The organism is Spongiactinospora gelatinilytica (assembly GCF_003236385.1).
Taxonomy (GTDB): domain Bacteria; phylum Actinomycetota; class Actinomycetes; order Streptosporangiales; family Streptosporangiaceae; genus Spongiactinospora; species Spongiactinospora gelatinilytica.
Genome location: NZ_POUA01000160.1, coordinates 1 through 15,699 on the forward strand (window position 1 = coordinate 1; position 15,699 = coordinate 15,699).

At 72.7% G+C, this 15,699-nt stretch carries 16 protein-coding genes; 7 read left to right on the top strand and 9 right to left on the bottom strand.

Going from position 1 to position 15,699, the window contains the following annotated elements; translation table 11 throughout:
* Positions 1-13 precede the first annotated feature (13 nt).
* Positions 14-397, bottom strand: coding sequence for an MmcQ/YjbR family DNA-binding protein (locus tag C1I98_RS20240; protein WP_111169002.1), 384 nt, complete (start codon positions 395-397; stop codon positions 14-16).
* 271 nt (positions 398-668) lie between these two features.
* On the opposite strand from C1I98_RS20240, the gene C1I98_RS20245 reads away from it, so the two are divergent.
* Both C1I98_RS20245 and C1I98_RS20250 read left to right on the top strand, forming a co-directional pair.
* The gene (locus C1I98_RS20245) at positions 669-1,079 is read left to right on the top strand and encodes a RidA family protein (RefSeq protein WP_111169003.1); all 411 of its coding nucleotides are present in this window, start codon (positions 669-671) and stop codon (positions 1,077-1,079) included.
* 130 nt (positions 1,080-1,209) lie between these two features.
* A complete protein-coding gene (locus tag C1I98_RS20250) occupies positions 1,210-1,797 on the top strand; it encodes a hypothetical protein (RefSeq protein WP_111169004.1) in 588 nt (195 codons plus the stop codon).
* Here the strand turns inward: C1I98_RS20250 and C1I98_RS20255 are convergent.
* On the bottom strand, positions 1,775-2,317 hold the full coding sequence (locus C1I98_RS20255) for a Clp protease N-terminal domain-containing protein (RefSeq protein ID WP_111169005.1): 543 nt from the start codon (positions 2,315-2,317) through the stop codon (positions 1,775-1,777). The genes C1I98_RS20250 and C1I98_RS20255 overlap by 23 nt on opposite strands.
* Positions 2,318-2,320: 3 nt before the next feature.
* Positions 2,321-2,554, bottom strand: coding sequence for an RNA polymerase subunit sigma-70 (locus tag C1I98_RS20260; protein ID WP_111169006.1), 234 nt, complete (start codon positions 2,552-2,554; stop codon positions 2,321-2,323).
* A 183-nt stretch (positions 2,555-2,737) separates the two neighbouring features.
* Here C1I98_RS20260 and C1I98_RS20265 point away from each other — a divergent pair, with 183 nt between their 5' ends.
* Positions 2,738-4,348, top strand: a complete 1,611-nt coding sequence (locus C1I98_RS20265) for an ABC transporter transmembrane domain-containing protein (RefSeq protein WP_233508025.1) — start codon at positions 2,738-2,740, stop codon at positions 4,346-4,348.
* On the top strand, positions 4,348-6,135 hold the full coding sequence (locus C1I98_RS20270) for an ABC transporter ATP-binding protein (protein ID WP_111169008.1): 1,788 nt from the start codon (positions 4,348-4,350) through the stop codon (positions 6,133-6,135). Before C1I98_RS20265 ends, C1I98_RS20270 begins: the two co-directional genes overlap by 1 nt.
* Here the strand turns inward: C1I98_RS20270 and C1I98_RS20275 are convergent.
* Positions 6,132-8,204: a prolyl oligopeptidase family serine peptidase gene (locus C1I98_RS20275; RefSeq protein WP_111169009.1), complete on the bottom strand. Its 2,073-nt coding sequence runs from the start codon at positions 8,202-8,204 to the stop codon at positions 6,132-6,134. The genes C1I98_RS20270 and C1I98_RS20275 overlap by 4 nt on opposite strands.
* A 48-nt stretch (positions 8,205-8,252) precedes the next feature.
* Between C1I98_RS20275 and mshB the strand changes: the two genes are divergently transcribed.
* From mshB to C1I98_RS20290, 3 genes are read left to right on the top strand one after another with little or no spacing between them, the layout of a single operon-like run.
* A complete protein-coding gene (gene mshB / locus C1I98_RS20280) occupies positions 8,253-9,146 on the top strand; it encodes an N-acetyl-1-D-myo-inositol-2-amino-2-deoxy-alpha-D-glucopyranoside deacetylase (protein WP_111169010.1) in 894 nt (297 codons plus the stop codon).
* Between the two features lie 11 nt (positions 9,147-9,157).
* Positions 9,158-9,679: a hypothetical protein gene (locus tag C1I98_RS20285; protein WP_146607536.1), complete on the top strand. Its 522-nt coding sequence runs from the start codon at positions 9,158-9,160 to the stop codon at positions 9,677-9,679.
* A 10-nt stretch (positions 9,680-9,689) separates the two neighbouring features.
* Complete coding sequence (locus C1I98_RS20290) at positions 9,690-10,112, top strand: hypothetical protein (protein WP_111169017.1); 423 nt, start codon at positions 9,690-9,692, stop codon at positions 10,110-10,112.
* 6 nt (positions 10,113-10,118) lie between these two features.
* Here the strand turns inward: C1I98_RS20290 and C1I98_RS20295 are convergent, their stop codons facing one another.
* From C1I98_RS20295 to C1I98_RS20315, 5 genes are all read right to left on the bottom strand, one after another.
* Complete coding sequence (locus tag C1I98_RS20295) at positions 10,119-10,766, bottom strand: response regulator transcription factor (protein ID WP_111169012.1); 648 nt, start codon at positions 10,764-10,766, stop codon at positions 10,119-10,121.
* Positions 10,754-11,992: a sensor histidine kinase gene (locus C1I98_RS20300; protein WP_111169013.1), complete on the bottom strand. Its 1,239-nt coding sequence runs from the start codon at positions 11,990-11,992 to the stop codon at positions 10,754-10,756. The genes C1I98_RS20295 and C1I98_RS20300 overlap by 13 nt, the downstream gene beginning before the upstream one ends.
* A 66-nt stretch (positions 11,993-12,058) precedes the next feature.
* The gene (locus tag C1I98_RS20305; RefSeq protein WP_111169014.1) at positions 12,059-12,754 is read right to left on the bottom strand and encodes a hypothetical protein; all 696 of its coding nucleotides are present in this window, start codon (positions 12,752-12,754) and stop codon (positions 12,059-12,061) included.
* A 33-nt stretch (positions 12,755-12,787) separates the two neighbouring features.
* Positions 12,788-14,182, bottom strand: coding sequence for a cysteine--tRNA ligase (cysS, locus tag C1I98_RS20310; protein WP_111169015.1), 1,395 nt, complete (start codon positions 14,180-14,182; stop codon positions 12,788-12,790).
* Positions 14,183-14,199: 17 nt separating this feature from the next.
* A partial coding sequence (locus tag C1I98_RS20315; protein WP_111169016.1) for a sigma factor-like helix-turn-helix DNA-binding protein occupies positions 14,200-15,699 on the bottom strand: 1,500 nt, incomplete at its 5' end.

A 15,699-nucleotide genomic window follows, 5' to 3' on the forward strand; every position in this document is an offset into this window, starting at 1 on the left:
GAGCTTGGCCGGGTCAGGCTGATGTCGGGGGCTGGACGGCGAGGGAGCGGGCGACGAGGCGGCTCTCGTGGGCGTCGAGCAGGCGCTTGGGGGCGGTCAGGCACCACGCCTCGGTGACCAGCTCGGTCAGCTCGTCCAGCTCGATCCGGTCGAGATGCACCACGACCCACCCGAACTGGCTCGTGGTGAACTGCACCTCGAACACGTCAGGCCGCTCGGCCACCAGTGCTCGCTGTTCGGTGATGGTGGCCTTGAGGCCGACGGTCTCGGTCCTCTCCCACAGATAGCCGAAGCCGTTCCCGGCCACCTTGACGGAGGTCCACTCGCCGCCGTCGGACATGGTGATCTCGGGGAAGTGCTTCAGCACCTCCAAGAACTCATCGATGCTCACGCCCATGCGCCCTATCTAAGCAGCCGCTTCCGACATTTCTGGGCACGACCACATTGCCCCCCGATGACCATTTCGGCACTTGCGTCGGTGGAGGCCGCTGGACCCGGCCGACTGCGGGGGCCGTTCGAGGTCGAGTCGGGGCCGGGTTTCGGTCGGGATGAAGTGGGATCAGTCGGGCGCGGCCCGGTGTAATGATCTGCGAAAATCAGTGGCGGGGGCCGGAACCGGCTTGTCAGTATGGCCGCACAAAGCCCGAACGGAAGGACCTGAACGAGCCATGCCTAGCGCGATCACCTTGATCCGCTCCGACTCCCTGTCCGACGTCGTCGAGTACGCCTACGCAGCCACCGCGCCCGCCGAGTCACGACTCATCTTCCTCGCCGGATCGTGCCCGCTGAACCAGGACGGCTCGACGGCGGCGATCGGAGACTACGCAGGTCAGGCCGCGAAGGCCATCGAGAACCTGCGCGTCGCCCTCAGCGACGCCGGCGCGTCGATGCAGGACGTCATCAGCACGAGGGTTCTCGTGGCCTCCACCCGGCAGGAGGACCTGATAGCCGCCTGGGAGGTGGTCCGGGACTCGTTCGGCGACCATGACGTCCCCAGCACCCTGATGGGCGTCACCGTGCTCGGTCACGACGATCAGCTCGTCGAGGTCGAAGCCGTCGCCGCCGTGCTCGATTCCTGACGGCTCGCTCCTGCCCCGATGACGGACTCCGCCGAGTCTTTCGGGGTTCTTACGGGAGGGTGTGAGGGCTCGTCTGGCGGGGTGGGGGTGTCCATGATTGCGGACATCACCCCTCACAGAGGAGAACCACATGTTCTACAGGGTCACCGCCGGGGCGGGGCTGGTGTGTGCCGGGTTACTCGTGTTCAACGCCCTCCGGCGGGCCGGTGTCGTGCCGGAGAACGCGGTCACGCATGCCGTCGCGCCGTTCGCGGCGCTCACCGGGCTGCTCATGGTCACCGGGCTCTATCTGCTGGCCCGCCACACGGCGGGCGGGCTCGGCGTGGTCGGTTATGTGCTCAACGCGGCCGGGCTCGCCGGGGCGTTCGCCGTCGAGTACGTGCTGCACTTCGTGTTCCCGCTGCTCGCCGGCGGGACCGTCCGGGGGCTGCTCGACGGGGCCACCGGACGGGCGTTCCTGGTCACCTCCGTGATCCTCATGGTGGGGGTGCTGACGTTCGGCGCGGCGGCGCTGCGGTCGGGGGTGTTCCCGGTCCCGGCGGTACTGCTTTACATGGCCGGTATGGTCCCCGGTTCGCTGCGGAACGCGGTGCCCGAGCCGGTGTACCTCGGCGGCCTGGTGGTGGCCGCGGCCGGAGTCGCCTGGCTGGCCGCCCGGCTGTGGGGGGCGGAGGAGGACCGGACCGCTCCGGTCGTCACATCGACAGCCAGGGCGTGAGCCGTTCGCGGAGGGTCTGGCCGGAGATCCCGGCGTCGGCGATCACTCGCATGGCCAGCCCTTCGCCCTCGCGGAGGATGCCGAGCACGATGTGGCCGTCCGCGATGTAGTTGTGCTTGAGCCGGATGGCCTCGCGCAGTGACAGTTCGAGCACCTTCTTGGCACGGGGGGTGAACGGGATGTGGCCGCTCGGGGACTTGCGCCGCGGCCCGGGGTTGTCCAGGGCGCCCGGGCCGAAGGTGGCCTCGACCTTCTCCCGGACCGCGCCGAGGTCGATGCCGATGCTCTCCAGGGCGTCGGCGTCGAGGTCGTCGGAGCCGAGGTTGCGCTTGACCGCCGCGACCGCCCGTTCGTGGTCGAGCCCCAGCTCGGCCATGATCTGCGCGGGCGCGCGGTCCCGCGCGGCGAGCAGCGCGAGCAGCAGGTGCTCGGTGCCGATGTAAGTGTGATGTAGCTCTCTGGCCTGCTGCTGCGCCCCCGTGACGCTCTCCCGGGCTGCGGCGGTGAAACGTTCGAACATGGCTCAGTCCTTCCTCCTCAGCAGCCCCCGGCCGCCCGCGTACTTCTTGTGAACCGCCTGCCTGGTCACCCCTAGCTGGACGGCGATGTCCTGCCAGGACCAGCCCAGTGTCCTGGCGTTTTCCACCTGGAGCGCTTCGAGCCGTTCCACCAGCACGCGCAATGCCCGCACGGCCCGCAGGCCCACCGCGGGGTCGCGGCTGCTGGCGTCGGTCGCCAGTTGCGTCGTGTCGCTCATGGCGTCAATTAGAGTTGACGCGCCTGCGTATGTCAACCATAGTTGACGGCGCGACCGGAAAACCGATTGCTCGGCGCTCCCGCACTTTGTCAGGCTTGCTGGGCTATGCGCTCCTTACCAGCCGCTGATCCCGGCATCCCCGACGCCCGCGGGCCCACGCGTTATCTGCTGTGGACGGCTCGCATGCAGGCGATTCCCCTTCTCTCGGGAATCGCCTTCGCCGTGTTGTGGTGGCTCGCACAGGCGATGGTGCCCATGGTCGTGGGCCGTGGCATCGACGCCCTCACCCAGCGCGACCTGGACGGCCTGGTGACCTGGTCGGCCGCGCTGCTCGGGCTCGGCGTGCTCCAGGCGTGGGCCGGCATCATGCGCCACCGCAGGGCCGTGGTCGTCTGGCTGACGGCCGCGTACCGCACCGTGCAGGTGACCGTACGCCAGGCCACCCGGCTCGGCGCGACCCTGCCCAAACGGCTGTCCACCGGCGAGGTGGTCAGCGTCGGCAACTCCGACATCGGGCACATCGGCAACGCCATGGACATCCTGGTCCGTGGCATCGGCGCGCTCGTCGCCATCGCCGCCGTCACCGTGATCCTCATCACCACCTCGCCCACGCTCGGCCTGGTGGTGCTGATCGGCGTGCCGCTGATGGCGGTCGCGGTCGGGCCGCTGCTGCGGCCGTTGCACCGCCGCCAGCAGGCGCACCGCGAGTTGCAGGGCGACCTCGCCACCCGGGCCGCCGACATCGTGGGCGGCCTGCGGGTGCTGCGCGGCGTCGGCGGTGAGGAGGTCTTCGCGGGCCGCTACCGCGAGGAGTCCCAGAAGGTACGCCGGGCGGGCGTCCGCGTGGCCTCCGTCGAATCCCTCCTCGAAGGCGCGCAGATCCTGCTGCCGGGCCTGCTGATCGCCGGCGTGACCTGGCTCGGCGCGACCTTCGCCGTCCGCGGCGAGATCTCCCCGGGCTCGCTGGTGTCCTTCTACGGATACGCGGTCTTCCTGATCTCGCCGCTGCGCACGCTCACCGAGATGGCCGACAAGCTGACCAAGGGACACGTGGCCGCGCGCCGCGTGGTCCGCATCCTGAAGCTGACGCCCGAGGTCCAGGGAGGCTCGCGCACCGGCGTACCGGCCGGGGCGCTGAGCGACCCCGACTCGGGGGTGACCGTGCGCCAGGGCGTGTTCACCGCGCTCGCGGCCGGCACGCCGGAGGAGGCGATCGAGATCGCCGACCGGCTCGGCCGCTACCGGGAGAGCGCCGCGACCTTGGGAGACGTCCCGCTGCGGGAGATCGCGGTGGAGGAGCTGCGCCGCCGCATCCTGCTCGCCGACAACGGCGCCCGGCTGTTCGCCGGGCGGCTGCGCGACGAGCTCGACCCCGCCGGGCACGACGACGAGACGGTACACCGGGCGCTGCACGACGCCTGCGCCACCGACATCGTCGAGGCTCTGCCCGACGGCCTGGACGCCCACGTCGCCGAGGCCGGCCGGGAGTTCTCCGGCGGCCAGCAGCAGCGGCTGCGGCTGGCCAGGGCGCTGCTCGCCGACCCCGACGTGCTGATCCTGATCGAGCCGACCAGCGCGGTGGACGCGCACAGCGAGGCGCGCATCGCCGCGCGGCTCGCCGCCGCCCGCGCCGGCCGTACCACGCTGGTGGCGACCACCAGCCCGCTCGTCCTGGACCGTGCCGACCACGTGATCTACGTCCGCGACGGGGTGGCCCGCGCCGAGGGCGCCCACCGCGACCTGCTCGCCCACGACGCCGACTACCGCGCCACCGTCACCAGAGGGGAGGACTGATGGCACAGCAGATCCTGCCGGTCGCAGACCGCCGGCAGGTCCGCGCCTACGCCCGGCGGCTGACCCTGAAATATCCGCGGGAGCTGACGCTGGCCCTCGGCCTGCACGGGCTGGCCGCGATCTGCGGCCTGGCCGCGCCCCGGCTGCTGGGCGAGCTGGTCGAGGGCGTCCAGCGGGGCACGGGCGTCGATGTGACGTTCACCGCGCTGGCCATCGCCGGCTTCATGGCCGTGCAGGCGGTGCTGATCCGGTTCGCCATCTACGCCTCCAGCAGGCTCGGCGAGAAGGTGCTGGCCGAGCTGCGCGAGGAGTTCGTCGAACAGGTGCTGGCGCTGCCGCTGTCCACCGTTGAGCGCGCCGGGTCGGGCGACCTGATCACCCGCACCTCGCGCGACGTGGACGCGCTGTCGATCAGCGTGCGGCACGCCGTGCCGGAGACGCTGATCGCGATCGTCAGCGCGGTGTTCGCGGTGGGCGCGCTGGTCCTGGTCGGGCCGCTGCTCGCGCTGCCGTGCCTGGTCTCCGTGCCGCTGCTGTGGGTCGCCACCCGCTGGTACCTCAAGCGCGCCCGCGACGGCTACCTGCGCGAGAACGCCGCCTACGCCGACATGACCGAGGGCCTGGCCGAGACCGTCGAGGGCGCCCGCACCGCCGAGGCGCTGAGCCTCCAGGGGCAGCGGCACCGCCGCACCGACACCGACATCGCGCGGTCCTGGGCGGCCGAGCGGTACACGCTCAGCCTGCGCACGGTGTGGTTCCCCTCGGTGGAGATGGGCTACGTGCTGCCGGTGGTGGCCACGCTGCTCATCGGCGGCATCTTCTACCTGCAAGGGTGGGTGCTGCTGGCCCAGGTCACCACCGCCACGCTGTACGTCCAGCAGCTCGTCGACCCGCTCGACCGGCTGCTGACCTGGATGGACGAGCTCCAGCTCGGCGGCGCGTCGATGGCCAGGCTGCTCGGCGTGGCCAACGTCGGAGACGACCGCACGGCGGGCGAGTCCCGCCCGATCGGCGAGGAGTTGGTCGCCGACGACGTCCGGTACGCCTACCGCGAGGGCCACGACGTGCTGCACGGAGTGGACCTCGCGCCGGCCGCGGGCGAACGGCTGGCGATGGTCGGCCCGTCCGGCGCGGGCAAGTCCACGCTCGGGCGGCTGCTGGCCGGCATCCACGGCCCGCGCACCGGCTCGGTCACCGTGGGCCGGGTGCCGCTGGTGGAGCTGCCGCTCGACGAGCTGCGCGGGCACGTCGCCCTGGTCACCCAGGAACACCATGTGTTCCGCGGCACGCTGCGGGACAACCTGCTGATCGCCCACCCCGAGGCCACCGACGAGCAGGTGCGCGACGCCCTCATCGCGGTCGATGCCGCGAGCTGGGTGGACGCCCTGCCCGACGGCCTTTCCACCATGGTCGGCTCCGGCGGCGAGGCCGTGTCGCCGGCCCAGGCCCAGCAGCTCGCGCTGGCCCGGCTGGTGCTGGCCGACCCGCACACGCTGGTGCTGGACGAGGCGACCTCGCTGATCGACCCCAGGGCCGCCCGCAACCTGGAGCGGTCGCTGGCCGCGGTGCTCGACGGCCGTACGGTGATCGCCATCGCCCACCGCCTGTACACCGCGCACGACGCCGACCGGGTGGCGGTCGTGGAGGACGGCCGCATCTCGGAGCTGGGCTCGCACGACGAGCTGGTCGCCGAGGGCGGCTCCTACGCCGCCCTGTGGGACTCCTGGCACGGCAAGGACCCCGGCCGGCCCGGACTGACCGGACCGGCCGAGGTGGCCCGCGGCTAACCCAGCGCCTTCTTCAGGAAGTCCACCTGGAGCAGCAGCAGGTTCTCCGCCACGACCTCCTGCGGGGTCATGTGGGTGACCCCGGAGAGCGGGAGCACGGTGTGCGGGCGGCCCGCCGCCAGCAGCGCGGAGGACAGCCGCAGCGTGTGCGCGGCCACCACGTTGTCGTCGGCCAGGCCGTGGATGAGCAGCAGCGGCCGGTCCAGCTTGCCCGCGTCGGCGATCAGGCCCGACCGCTCGTACGGCTCGGCGTCCACGCCCGGATCGCCCAGGTAGCGCTCGGTGTAGGCGGTGTCGTACAGCCGCCATTCGGTCACCGGGGCGCCGGCCACGGCGGCGTGGAAGACGTCCGGCCTGCGAAGCACGGCCAGCGCGGCCAGATACCCGCCGAACGACCAGCCGCGGATGCCGACCCTGGTCAGGTCCAGGTCGTCGGGGTAGGCGGCGGCGGCCCCCTGAAGGGCGTCCACCTGGTCCTCAAGGACGGGGGTCGCCAGGTCGTGCAGCACCTCGCGCTCGAAGGCGGGACCGCGCCCCGGGGTGCCCCGGCCGTCGGCGATCACCACGGCGAAGCCCTGGTCGGCGAGCCACTGCGAGGCGCTGTAGGCGCTCGCGGCGGCGGTCACCCGCTGGAAGTGCGGCCCGCCGTACGGGTCCATCAGGACGGGCAGGCGGGCCGAGCCCGGCGTGTGCCAGGACGGCAGCAGCACGGCGGTGGGCAGCTCCCGCTCGCCGGTGCGGATCAGGCTGACCCGCAGCTCGACGCCGGGGCGTTCGGCGCGCGAGGCGATCCGGGCGGCGGTCACGCCGTCGCGCAGCACGGTGTACTCCGGACCGGCCGGGGAGGCGAGGGTCTGGCCGGACAGCACGACCGTGCCGCCCGCGGCCTGCGCGGCGTACACGCCGGGCTCGTCGGGGCTGACCAGCCGCAGCGAGCCGTTCTGGTAGGCCCACACCGCGATCTCCGCGGGGTCGCCGCCGCTGGCCCGGAACACCACGGCGTCGCCGTCCACCGCGACCACGTCGCGCACCTGCAACGTCGGCGGCGTGACCGGCCGGTCGCCGACCAGCAGCCGCCGCCCGCCCTCCGAGTCGGCGGTCCACACCAGCGTGCCGTCCGGCAGCCGGGCCGGGACGCCGCCCACGATGTCCACCCAGGCGGCGTCGGTGTCCTCCCTGACCAGGGTGGACGCGCCCGTGGCCGGGTCGGCCGACAGCAGCCGGATGGACTTCTGGTCTCGCGACACCGTGACCACCGACAGGCCGTGCCGGTCCCACGCGGCCGTCGCCAGGTACTCATGCTCGAACGGCACCGCCACCCGCGACCCGTCCAGCCCGAGCACGAACAGCTCCACCAGGGCGTTGGGCGTGCCCGCGGCCGGGTAGCGCTGCTCGGCGGCGGGGCTGGCCGGGTTGGCCGGGTCGGCGATGTACCAGGTGCCGACCGGGGCCTCGTCCACCCGGGCGGCCAGCAGCGCCCGGCCGTCCGGCGACCACCAGTAGCCGCGCATCCGGTCGAGTTCCTCGGCGGCGATGAACTCCGCCTGGCCGTAGGTGACGGTCGCCGACTCCGGCTCGGCCAGCGCCCGGTCCGTGCCCGATTCGAGGTCCTGGAGGCGCAGCGCGCCGCCCGTCACGTACGCCACCCGCAGCCCGTCCGGCGAGGGCCGCGGGTCGAACGCCGCGCCCGGCGTGGCCAGCTCACGGACCTCGCCCGTGGCCAGGTCGGCGGCGTACAGGACGCCGGAGAGCGTGAAGGCGGCGACGGTCACCGCCGTGTCCGTGGCGTACCCGACCACGCCGCCGGCGCCCTCGCGGGCCCGCTCCCGCCTGGCCCGCTCCTCCGGCGGCAGCTCGCCCTCCTCGCCGCCGATCCGCGCCGGATCGACGACCAGCCGTTCCGTGCCGGACTCCACGTCCAGCTCCCATAGGCAGGTGACCGGATCGGTACCGTCGCGCGAGCGCAGGAACACCACGCGCCCTCCGTCGGGGGACACGGTGAAACCACGCGGGACACCGAGAGTGAAACGCCGGGTCCGGGCATACATGCGGGGAAAACTCTCACTCATGGACCCTCATCCTGCCAGCCGGACCCGCCCCGGATAATGTTTCGGGGCATGGAGGATCGGCGGCTGCTACTGGTACACGCCCACCCCGACGACGAGACGATCGGCACCGGCGCCACGATGGCCAAATACGCCGCGGAGGGCGCCCATGTCACCCTGGTCACCTGCACGCTCGGCGAGGAGGGGGAGATCATCCCCGATGACCTCCGCCACCTGGACCCCGACGCGCTCGGCCGGCACCGGATCGGCGAGCTGGAGGCCGCCTGCGCCGCGCTCGGCGTGACCGACCACCGTTTCCTCGGCGGGCCGGGCCGCTACCGCGACTCGGGCATGATGGGCGCGGCCGCCAACCACCGCACCGAAGCGTTCTGGCAGGCCCCTCTGGAGGAGGCGGCGGCCAGGCTGGCGGCGGTGATCCGCGAGGTACGCCCGCAGGTGCTGGTCACCTACGACGCCAACGGCTTCTACGGCCACCCCGACCACATCCAGGCGCACCGGGTCTCCTGGCGGGCCACCGGGCTGGCCGCCGACGGACCGGCCCCGGACGCCTGGCAGGTCGCCAAGATCTACCACACCGCGATGCCGCGCTCGGTGATGCGGCGCGGCGCGGCGGCCATCGACGAGGCGGGCACCGGGTTCCTGCGGCAGGAGGTGGACGATCTCGCGTACGGCTCGGAGGACCGCGACATCACCACCGAGATCGACGCCCGGGAGCACCTGCCCGCCAAGCTGGCCGCGATGCGGGCGCACGCCACGCAGATCAGCGTGTCCGGCACGTGGTTCGCGCTGTCCAACGGGATCGGGCAGCAGGTTCTCGGGGTGGAGCACTTCGTGCTCGCGTCGGGAGTGCCCGGCGCGCCTGGCGGTGGCCGCGTGCCCCCTGAGGCGGGCGGGCTCGGTGAGCCGCATGTGCGGGAGAGCGACCTGTTCGCCGGGATCCACTAACCTTGCGGGATATGGGGGAGAGTTCGGGAGCACCGGCCGACGGGGCATCGTCCCAGGTGGACGGGCCGGTCGTGGATGAGCACGGCGGTGCCGCGCCGCGCACGCCGTGGGAGGCGCCGGGGTGGGCGGGGATGGTGGTGTTCGCACTGCTCGGGGTGGTGCTCGCCGTCGTCGGCGGGTTCTTCCACAACGTCTCCCTGCTGGCCGGCCTGCCGATCCCGGCCGCCGCCTGGATGCTGCTGCTGGCCGGGCTGGCCCACGCCGCCGGGCGGCTGACCGGCCGCCAGTCCGCCTCGTTCGCGCTGATCCTCGTGTGGGCGGCCGTCTCTCTGCCGTTCGCCAACCCGCGGGCGGAAGGCGACCTGATCATCGCCCCCAACCTCGACGGATACCTCTACTTCTACGGTGGTTTCGTGGCGATGCTGATCGCCGCCGTGCTCGTCCCGTCCCGGGGGCCGTCCTGGCTGCTGTCGTCCAAGCTGGTCGGCGGCGGGGTCCGCGCGCCCCATGGCGTGGGCCGCCCGCCCGGATGACGATCGGGCCATGACCGGCGGTCAGCGGGTGCGCCAGGTGGTCAACTGGCTCAACCTGTCCACGTTGTTCGGGCTCCTGGTGGCCCGGCTGGGCCGCGCCCGGCTCACCCGCGGGCCGCAGGGCCTGATCTTCGCCCACGGCTACCGCATCCCGTTCCCGATCGCCAACGCCTTCACCGTCGGCAACGTGATCGTGACGAAGTACCCGGAAGGCTTCCTCCAGGGCCGGCTGCTCGCCCACGAGGCCCGGCACGCGACGCAGTACGCCTGCTGCCTCGGCGTCGTGATGATCTTGCTGTACGTCGCCGCCCTGGCGGTGTCGGTCGCGGTGTGCGGCCACCGGGCGTCGTGGAACGTCTTCGAGCGCCTGGCCGGGCTGGACGACGCCGGCTACCCGCGCACGCCCGTACGGTGGCGGCGCGCCACGGGCTGACGCGGGTCAGGCGCGGCTGTTCAGGAACGCGAGGACGGCCAGCACCCGGCGGTGGCCGCCGTCGGCGACCGGGAGGCCGAGCTTGGTGAAGATGTTGCCGATGTGCTTGTGGACCGCGTTGTCGGTGACGTAGAGCCGCTTGCCGATCTCGCCGTTGTCCAGGCCCTGGGCCATCAGGCTGAGCACCTCGCGCTCGCGGTCGGTCAGCGAGTCGATCGCGCTCGCCCCGCCCTTGGCCATCAACTGGGCGATGACCTCCGGGTCCATCGCGGTGCCGCCCTCGGCGACCCGGCGCAGGCCGTCCACGAACTCGCTGACCCGGCTGACCCGGTCCTTGAGCAGGTAGCCGACACCGCCGCTGCCGTCGGCGAGGAGTTCGCGGGCGTAGACCTTCTCGACGTACTGGGACAGCACCAGAACCGGGAGCCCCGGGTAGGTCTGCCGCAGGTCGAGCGCCGCCCTGATGCCCTCGTCGCGGAACGTCGGCGGGAGCCGTACGTCGGCGATCACCGCGTCCGGGTGATGCTCGGCCACCGCCTCCATCAGCCCGGGGGCGTCGGTGACGGTGGCCACGACCTCGATGCCCTTGGAGCTGAGGAGGAGTTCGAGGCCGGCCGAGAGCAGGACGTTGTCCTCGGCGATCACGACGCGCACGGGAGCTCCACGGTGATGACGGTCGGGCCGCCCGGGGGGCTGGAGACGGTCGTCGTGCCGTCGAGCGCGGCGGCTCTGCGGCGGATGCCGATGACGCCGGTGCCGAGGGTCTCCTCGACGCCACCGTGGCCGTCGTCGGTCACCTCGATCACCAGCCTGCCGTCGTCCATGCCCATGCGCACGATCACCCGCGAGGCTCCACTGTACTTGGCGGCGTTGGTGGTGGTCTCGGCGACGATGTGGTAGGCGGCGGCCTCGATCGCGGCGGGCAGCCTGGTCAGGCCGTCGATCCGCAGGTCGGTGGGGATGGCCGACTGCGCGGCCAGCGCCGCGAGCGCGCCTTCCAGGCCCCGGTCGGCGAGGATCGGCGGATACATGGTGCGGATCACGTTCCGCAACTCCGTCATGGCCTCCTCGGTGCCCGCGTGGGCCTCCTGGATGAGCCTCGCCACCGCCCCCGAGGCGTCGCCCAGGGCCTCCTTGGCCACGCCGAGCCGCATCGCGATGGCCACCAGCCTGGCCTGGGTGCCGTCGTGCAGGTCGCGCTCGATCCGGCGCAGCTCCGCGCCGTGCGCGTCCAGCACCTCGGCCCGGCTCTCGGTCAGCTCGCCGACCCGCGCGGCCAGCTCCTCCTCGGTGGAGGGCCGCAGCGCCCGCAAGGTGCTCCTGGCGTGCCAGGTGGCCAGCCAGGGCAGCGCCCACCAGGTCACCGCGCAGCCCAGGATGAGCTGCCCGGTACCGGTGACCAGCGATGACGTCCAACTGGTCACGTAGAAGCCGAGCATCGTGGCGGGGTCGTCGGCGGGGGCGACCCACCAGAGCAGCATGGCGGGCACGGTCAGTACGACCGCCCCGGCGGCGACCAGCCCGAGCGTGCCGAGGGGCACGCCGAGCAGGACCTCGCGCGGTATCCAGCGCAGGTCGCGGTGGATCTCCTTGTCCTTGGCCACGTGCCGCCACTGCTCGCGTACGCCCTCCGGCAGCCTGATCCTGCGCGGGGCGTGCGGGAGGCCCAGCAGCGCGGCGGCCCGGCCGCGGTTCCAGTCGGACCACTGCCGCAGCCCGACCACCATCCGCGGGAACGCGACCAGCCCGACCCCGCCGACGGCGACCGAGGCGACGCCGACGGCCAGGATGGGAAGCGCGAGCAGCGTCGCGAGCGCGGAGAACAGCTCGATCAGCAGGTAGCTGCACGCGCGCAACACTTGCTCGTATCGTTCGCGCATATCACCAAGTGTGGGGATTGAGGAGTCCGCACACACTACAGCAGGCTGCACTCTGGCGGTGGAGGCTCAGGTAAGGAGCGTGCGCAGACTGGCCCGGGCCTCGGCGAGCGCTTCGCGGGCCGCCGCGTCGCCGGGCGACCGGGCGACCAGGTCTTCGTGCAGCTCGATGGTCCGCCGGCACAGGCCGATCTCGAACTGCCGCCGCTCGGGGGAGTCGTCCGGTGGAGCCTGTTCGAACAGCGCCCTGGCCTGCGCGATCAGCTCGGCGCGCTCGGCGGTGGTCATCGGCGGCAGGTTGCCGCTGACGGGTGCGGGTTCGCCGTTGTCGGCCCATTGGTCCAGGTCGGCAAGGCCCTGGGCGAGCCGGTCGGGCGTGATGTAGGCGCTTTCGGCGTATTCCGGGTTCAGCCAGGCGCCCAGGACGCGCATCCGCCAGTCCTGTTCGGCCTTTGCGTAGTCCTGGCCGGTGTCGTGGATCTTGGCGGTGATGCGGTCCCAGTCCAGGCCCTTGGTGCGCTCGTAGGTGACCGCGTTCTCCAGCAGTTGCCGGGCCTGCGCCAGCAGGTCGGCGGCGGCTCGGACGAAGTCGCCGTCGCCGGCGTAGCGGTCGGATGTCGTGGGGACCAGGCGGCGGGCCGCGTCGGCGATGTCGCGGGCGGTGTGGGAGAGCGTGATGCGCGCGAGAGCGGCCTGCGAATAGGCGGCCGACCGGAAGTGACTCGGTCGTTCGCCGCGCGCGGGGGGATGACCGGTTTCCGTCACGCGCTACAGCAGACCCCGGCGCGCGGGCGGCTGTCAAATCGGACCAGAGAGGGCGATCTGCCCTTCAGGGGTGTCGGTGACCTTGACGCCCAGCGCGGCCAGTTCGGCGCGGAGCCGGTCGGCGACGGGCCAGTCGCCCGCCTCCCTGGCCAGGGCGCGCTGCCGCAGAAGCTCGGCCGCGCCGCCGGGCAGCGGGGGCGCGGCGGGGACCTTGCCGATGTCGGCGGACAGGTCGAGGGCCAGGATGTGGTCCAGGTGCAGGAACGCCTCGAACTTCGCCCCGGGCGGCTCGCCCTCGTCGCGTTCGAGGTCGCGCATGATCCGCAGGGCCGCCGGGAGGTCGAGATCGTCGTCGATCGCCTCCTGGGCGCGGGAGACGTACCCCGCGCTCATCGGCCGGCTCGCCGACTCGGCCCACTGGGCGACCCGGGTCCGCCAGCGGCGCAGGGTGCGGTCGGCGGCGCGCAGGGTCTCCCAGGTGAGGTTCATCTGCTGCCGGTAGCGGTGTTCGAGCAGCGCCAGGCGTACGGCCAGCGGGTCCAGGCCGGCGGCCGTCACGTCGGACAGGAGCACCACGTTGCCCGCCGACTTGGCCATCTTGCGCCCCTCGAACAGCAGGTGCTCGCCGTGCGCCCAGTGCGCGACCACCTCGTGCCCGGCGGCGGCGTCGGACTGGGCGCGTTCGTCCTCGTGGTGCGGGAAGCGCAGGTCGATGCCGCCGGTGTGCAGGTCCACCCGGTCGCCGAGGTGGCGCAGCGACATCGCCGAGCACTCCACGTGCCAGCCGGGAAAGCCGCGCCCCCACGGGGAGTCCCAGGTCAGCTCGCGGTCGGCGGGCTTCCACAGCGCCCAGTCGGCGTGGTGGCGCTTGCGGGGATCGACGCCGTCCACCCGGTGGCCGGGCCGGAGCCGGTCGAGGCGGTTGCCGGAGATCTCGCCGTAGGTCGGGAAGGACTCGGCGGCGAAGAACACCGAGCCGTCGGCCGTGACGTACGCGTGCCCCTTCTCGATCAGCTTGGCGATCAGCTCGATCATCGGGTCGATCGACTCGGTGGCCCGGGGCGCGTGCTCGGGCGGGCGGATGTTCAGCGCCGCGCTGTCGGCCAGGAACGCCTCTTCGTAGAACCGGGCGACCTCGTGGGGCGGGCGGCCCTCCGCCCGGGCCCGCGCGAGGACCTTGTCCTCGCCCGCCGGGTCGATCTCGGCGTCGTCGGTCAGGTGGCCCACGTCGGTGATGTTCCGGCAGACCACGACCCGCGCGCGGTGCCGTTCGGCGACCCGGCGGATCAGGTCGGACAGCAGGTAGGACCGCAGGTTGCCGACGTGGGCATGCCGGTAGACGGTCGGGCCACAGGTGTACATCCGCAGCGACCGGCCGTTCAGCACCGGCTCGGCCCGTCTGCTCCGCGTGTCGTACAACCGCAGCATGCCCCCGAGCCTAGGCGCTAGGGCACCGTTGGGTCGAGGAAGGCCAGGATGTCCCGGTCGCCGCGCTCGCGCAGCCGGGCCAGCACGTCGTCGCGGCCCGAACCCTCGGCCAGGCCGATCCGCGCGCCGATCAGCCGCGCCCCCTCGGCCTCCGACGCCACCGGCGCGGTGTAGCCGATCAGGTGCAGCGCCCGGTTGAGCGGCGGCAGGCTCGGCGCGGCCGACTGGAGGAACCTGGTCAGCAGCTCGCCGCCGTCGGACACGGTCAGGAAGATGTGGTCGCCCTCCTGCGCACCGAACTCCACGAGCACCGGCCGGATCGACCCCATCGTCGGCTGGTTGTGCCAGCTGATCACCACGTCGCCGGACGGGGCCGAGGCGGTGAGCTGCCCGCCCGGGGCCATGCCCAGGTAGGCGGCGAACCCGGTGGGCAGCGGCGAGCCCGAACCGCGCAGGTGCTCGGCATTGACGTCTACCCGGTGCCACCAGCGGCCGTCGCGGCTGCGGAAACATCGCCGGGTCTCGGAGACGTCGCGGCGCGGTTGGTACGGTTCGGCGACCTCCTGGCCCGCCACCCGGATCCAGCCCCGCTGGCTCCGCTCGAAGCCGGGGCCGCCCGCGTAGGCGCGCACCGAACTCTCGCTGACGTCGTAGCGGGTGGTGAGGTTGGTCACGATGGTGTTGACCGACGCCTCGCCCCCGGCCCGCTCGATCTCCCTGGCGATCATCTCGCGGATGCCGAGGTACTGCTCGCCGCCCCAGCGGTCCAGGCCGTACTTGTTGCGGTCGACCCGCAGGAACCGGTCGTCGGCGGTGAGCTGGTTGCGGATGCCGACCAGGCTGTAGTCCTCGCCGATGCGCTCCTGGATCTCCTCCGGCGTCAGCGGGATGCCGGCGATGGCCAGCACCGCCTCGGCCTTCTCGTTGACGCTGCGCGGCCAGGCCACCACGTGCCCGTCGAGCACCCGCAGGTGCGGCACCGCCATGATCCAGCGCTCGGCGACGTCGTCGCGTACGCCGAGCTGGGCCACCAGCGAGACCGCCTCCGGCAGCGGACGCGGCCCGTCGGTGAACAACTGGCGGGTCTTCTCCCGCAGCTCGTCCGCGCCGCCCGCGACCAGCCAGCCGTCCACCTGCTCGAAACCGGTCAGCAGGGTGCGTACGAACCGCCACACCGGGATGCCCAGCGCGGTCAGGTCGGCCCGGTGCCAGGCCACCGCCCCGGCCAGGTCGTCGGCGGGCACGGCGGAGCCGAGCCGGCCGCGCAGCCAGGTCACGTGCGCCACCACGGGCGCGGCGTCCGGGCTCGACAGCCAGGACTCGACGTGGTCGCGCAGGTCGCGCTCGATCTGCCGGATGCGCTCACGGGTCACCGAGAAGCGCTGGGCCAGCTCGTCGAGGGTGGCCCGCTGCGGCGCGTACAGCCGGTCGCGGGCGATGGCCCGCTGGCGGTCGTCCAGCTCGGCGAAGACCTCGTTGATCAGCTCGGATATCGGTAGCTCGGGGCGGGTGGGGTG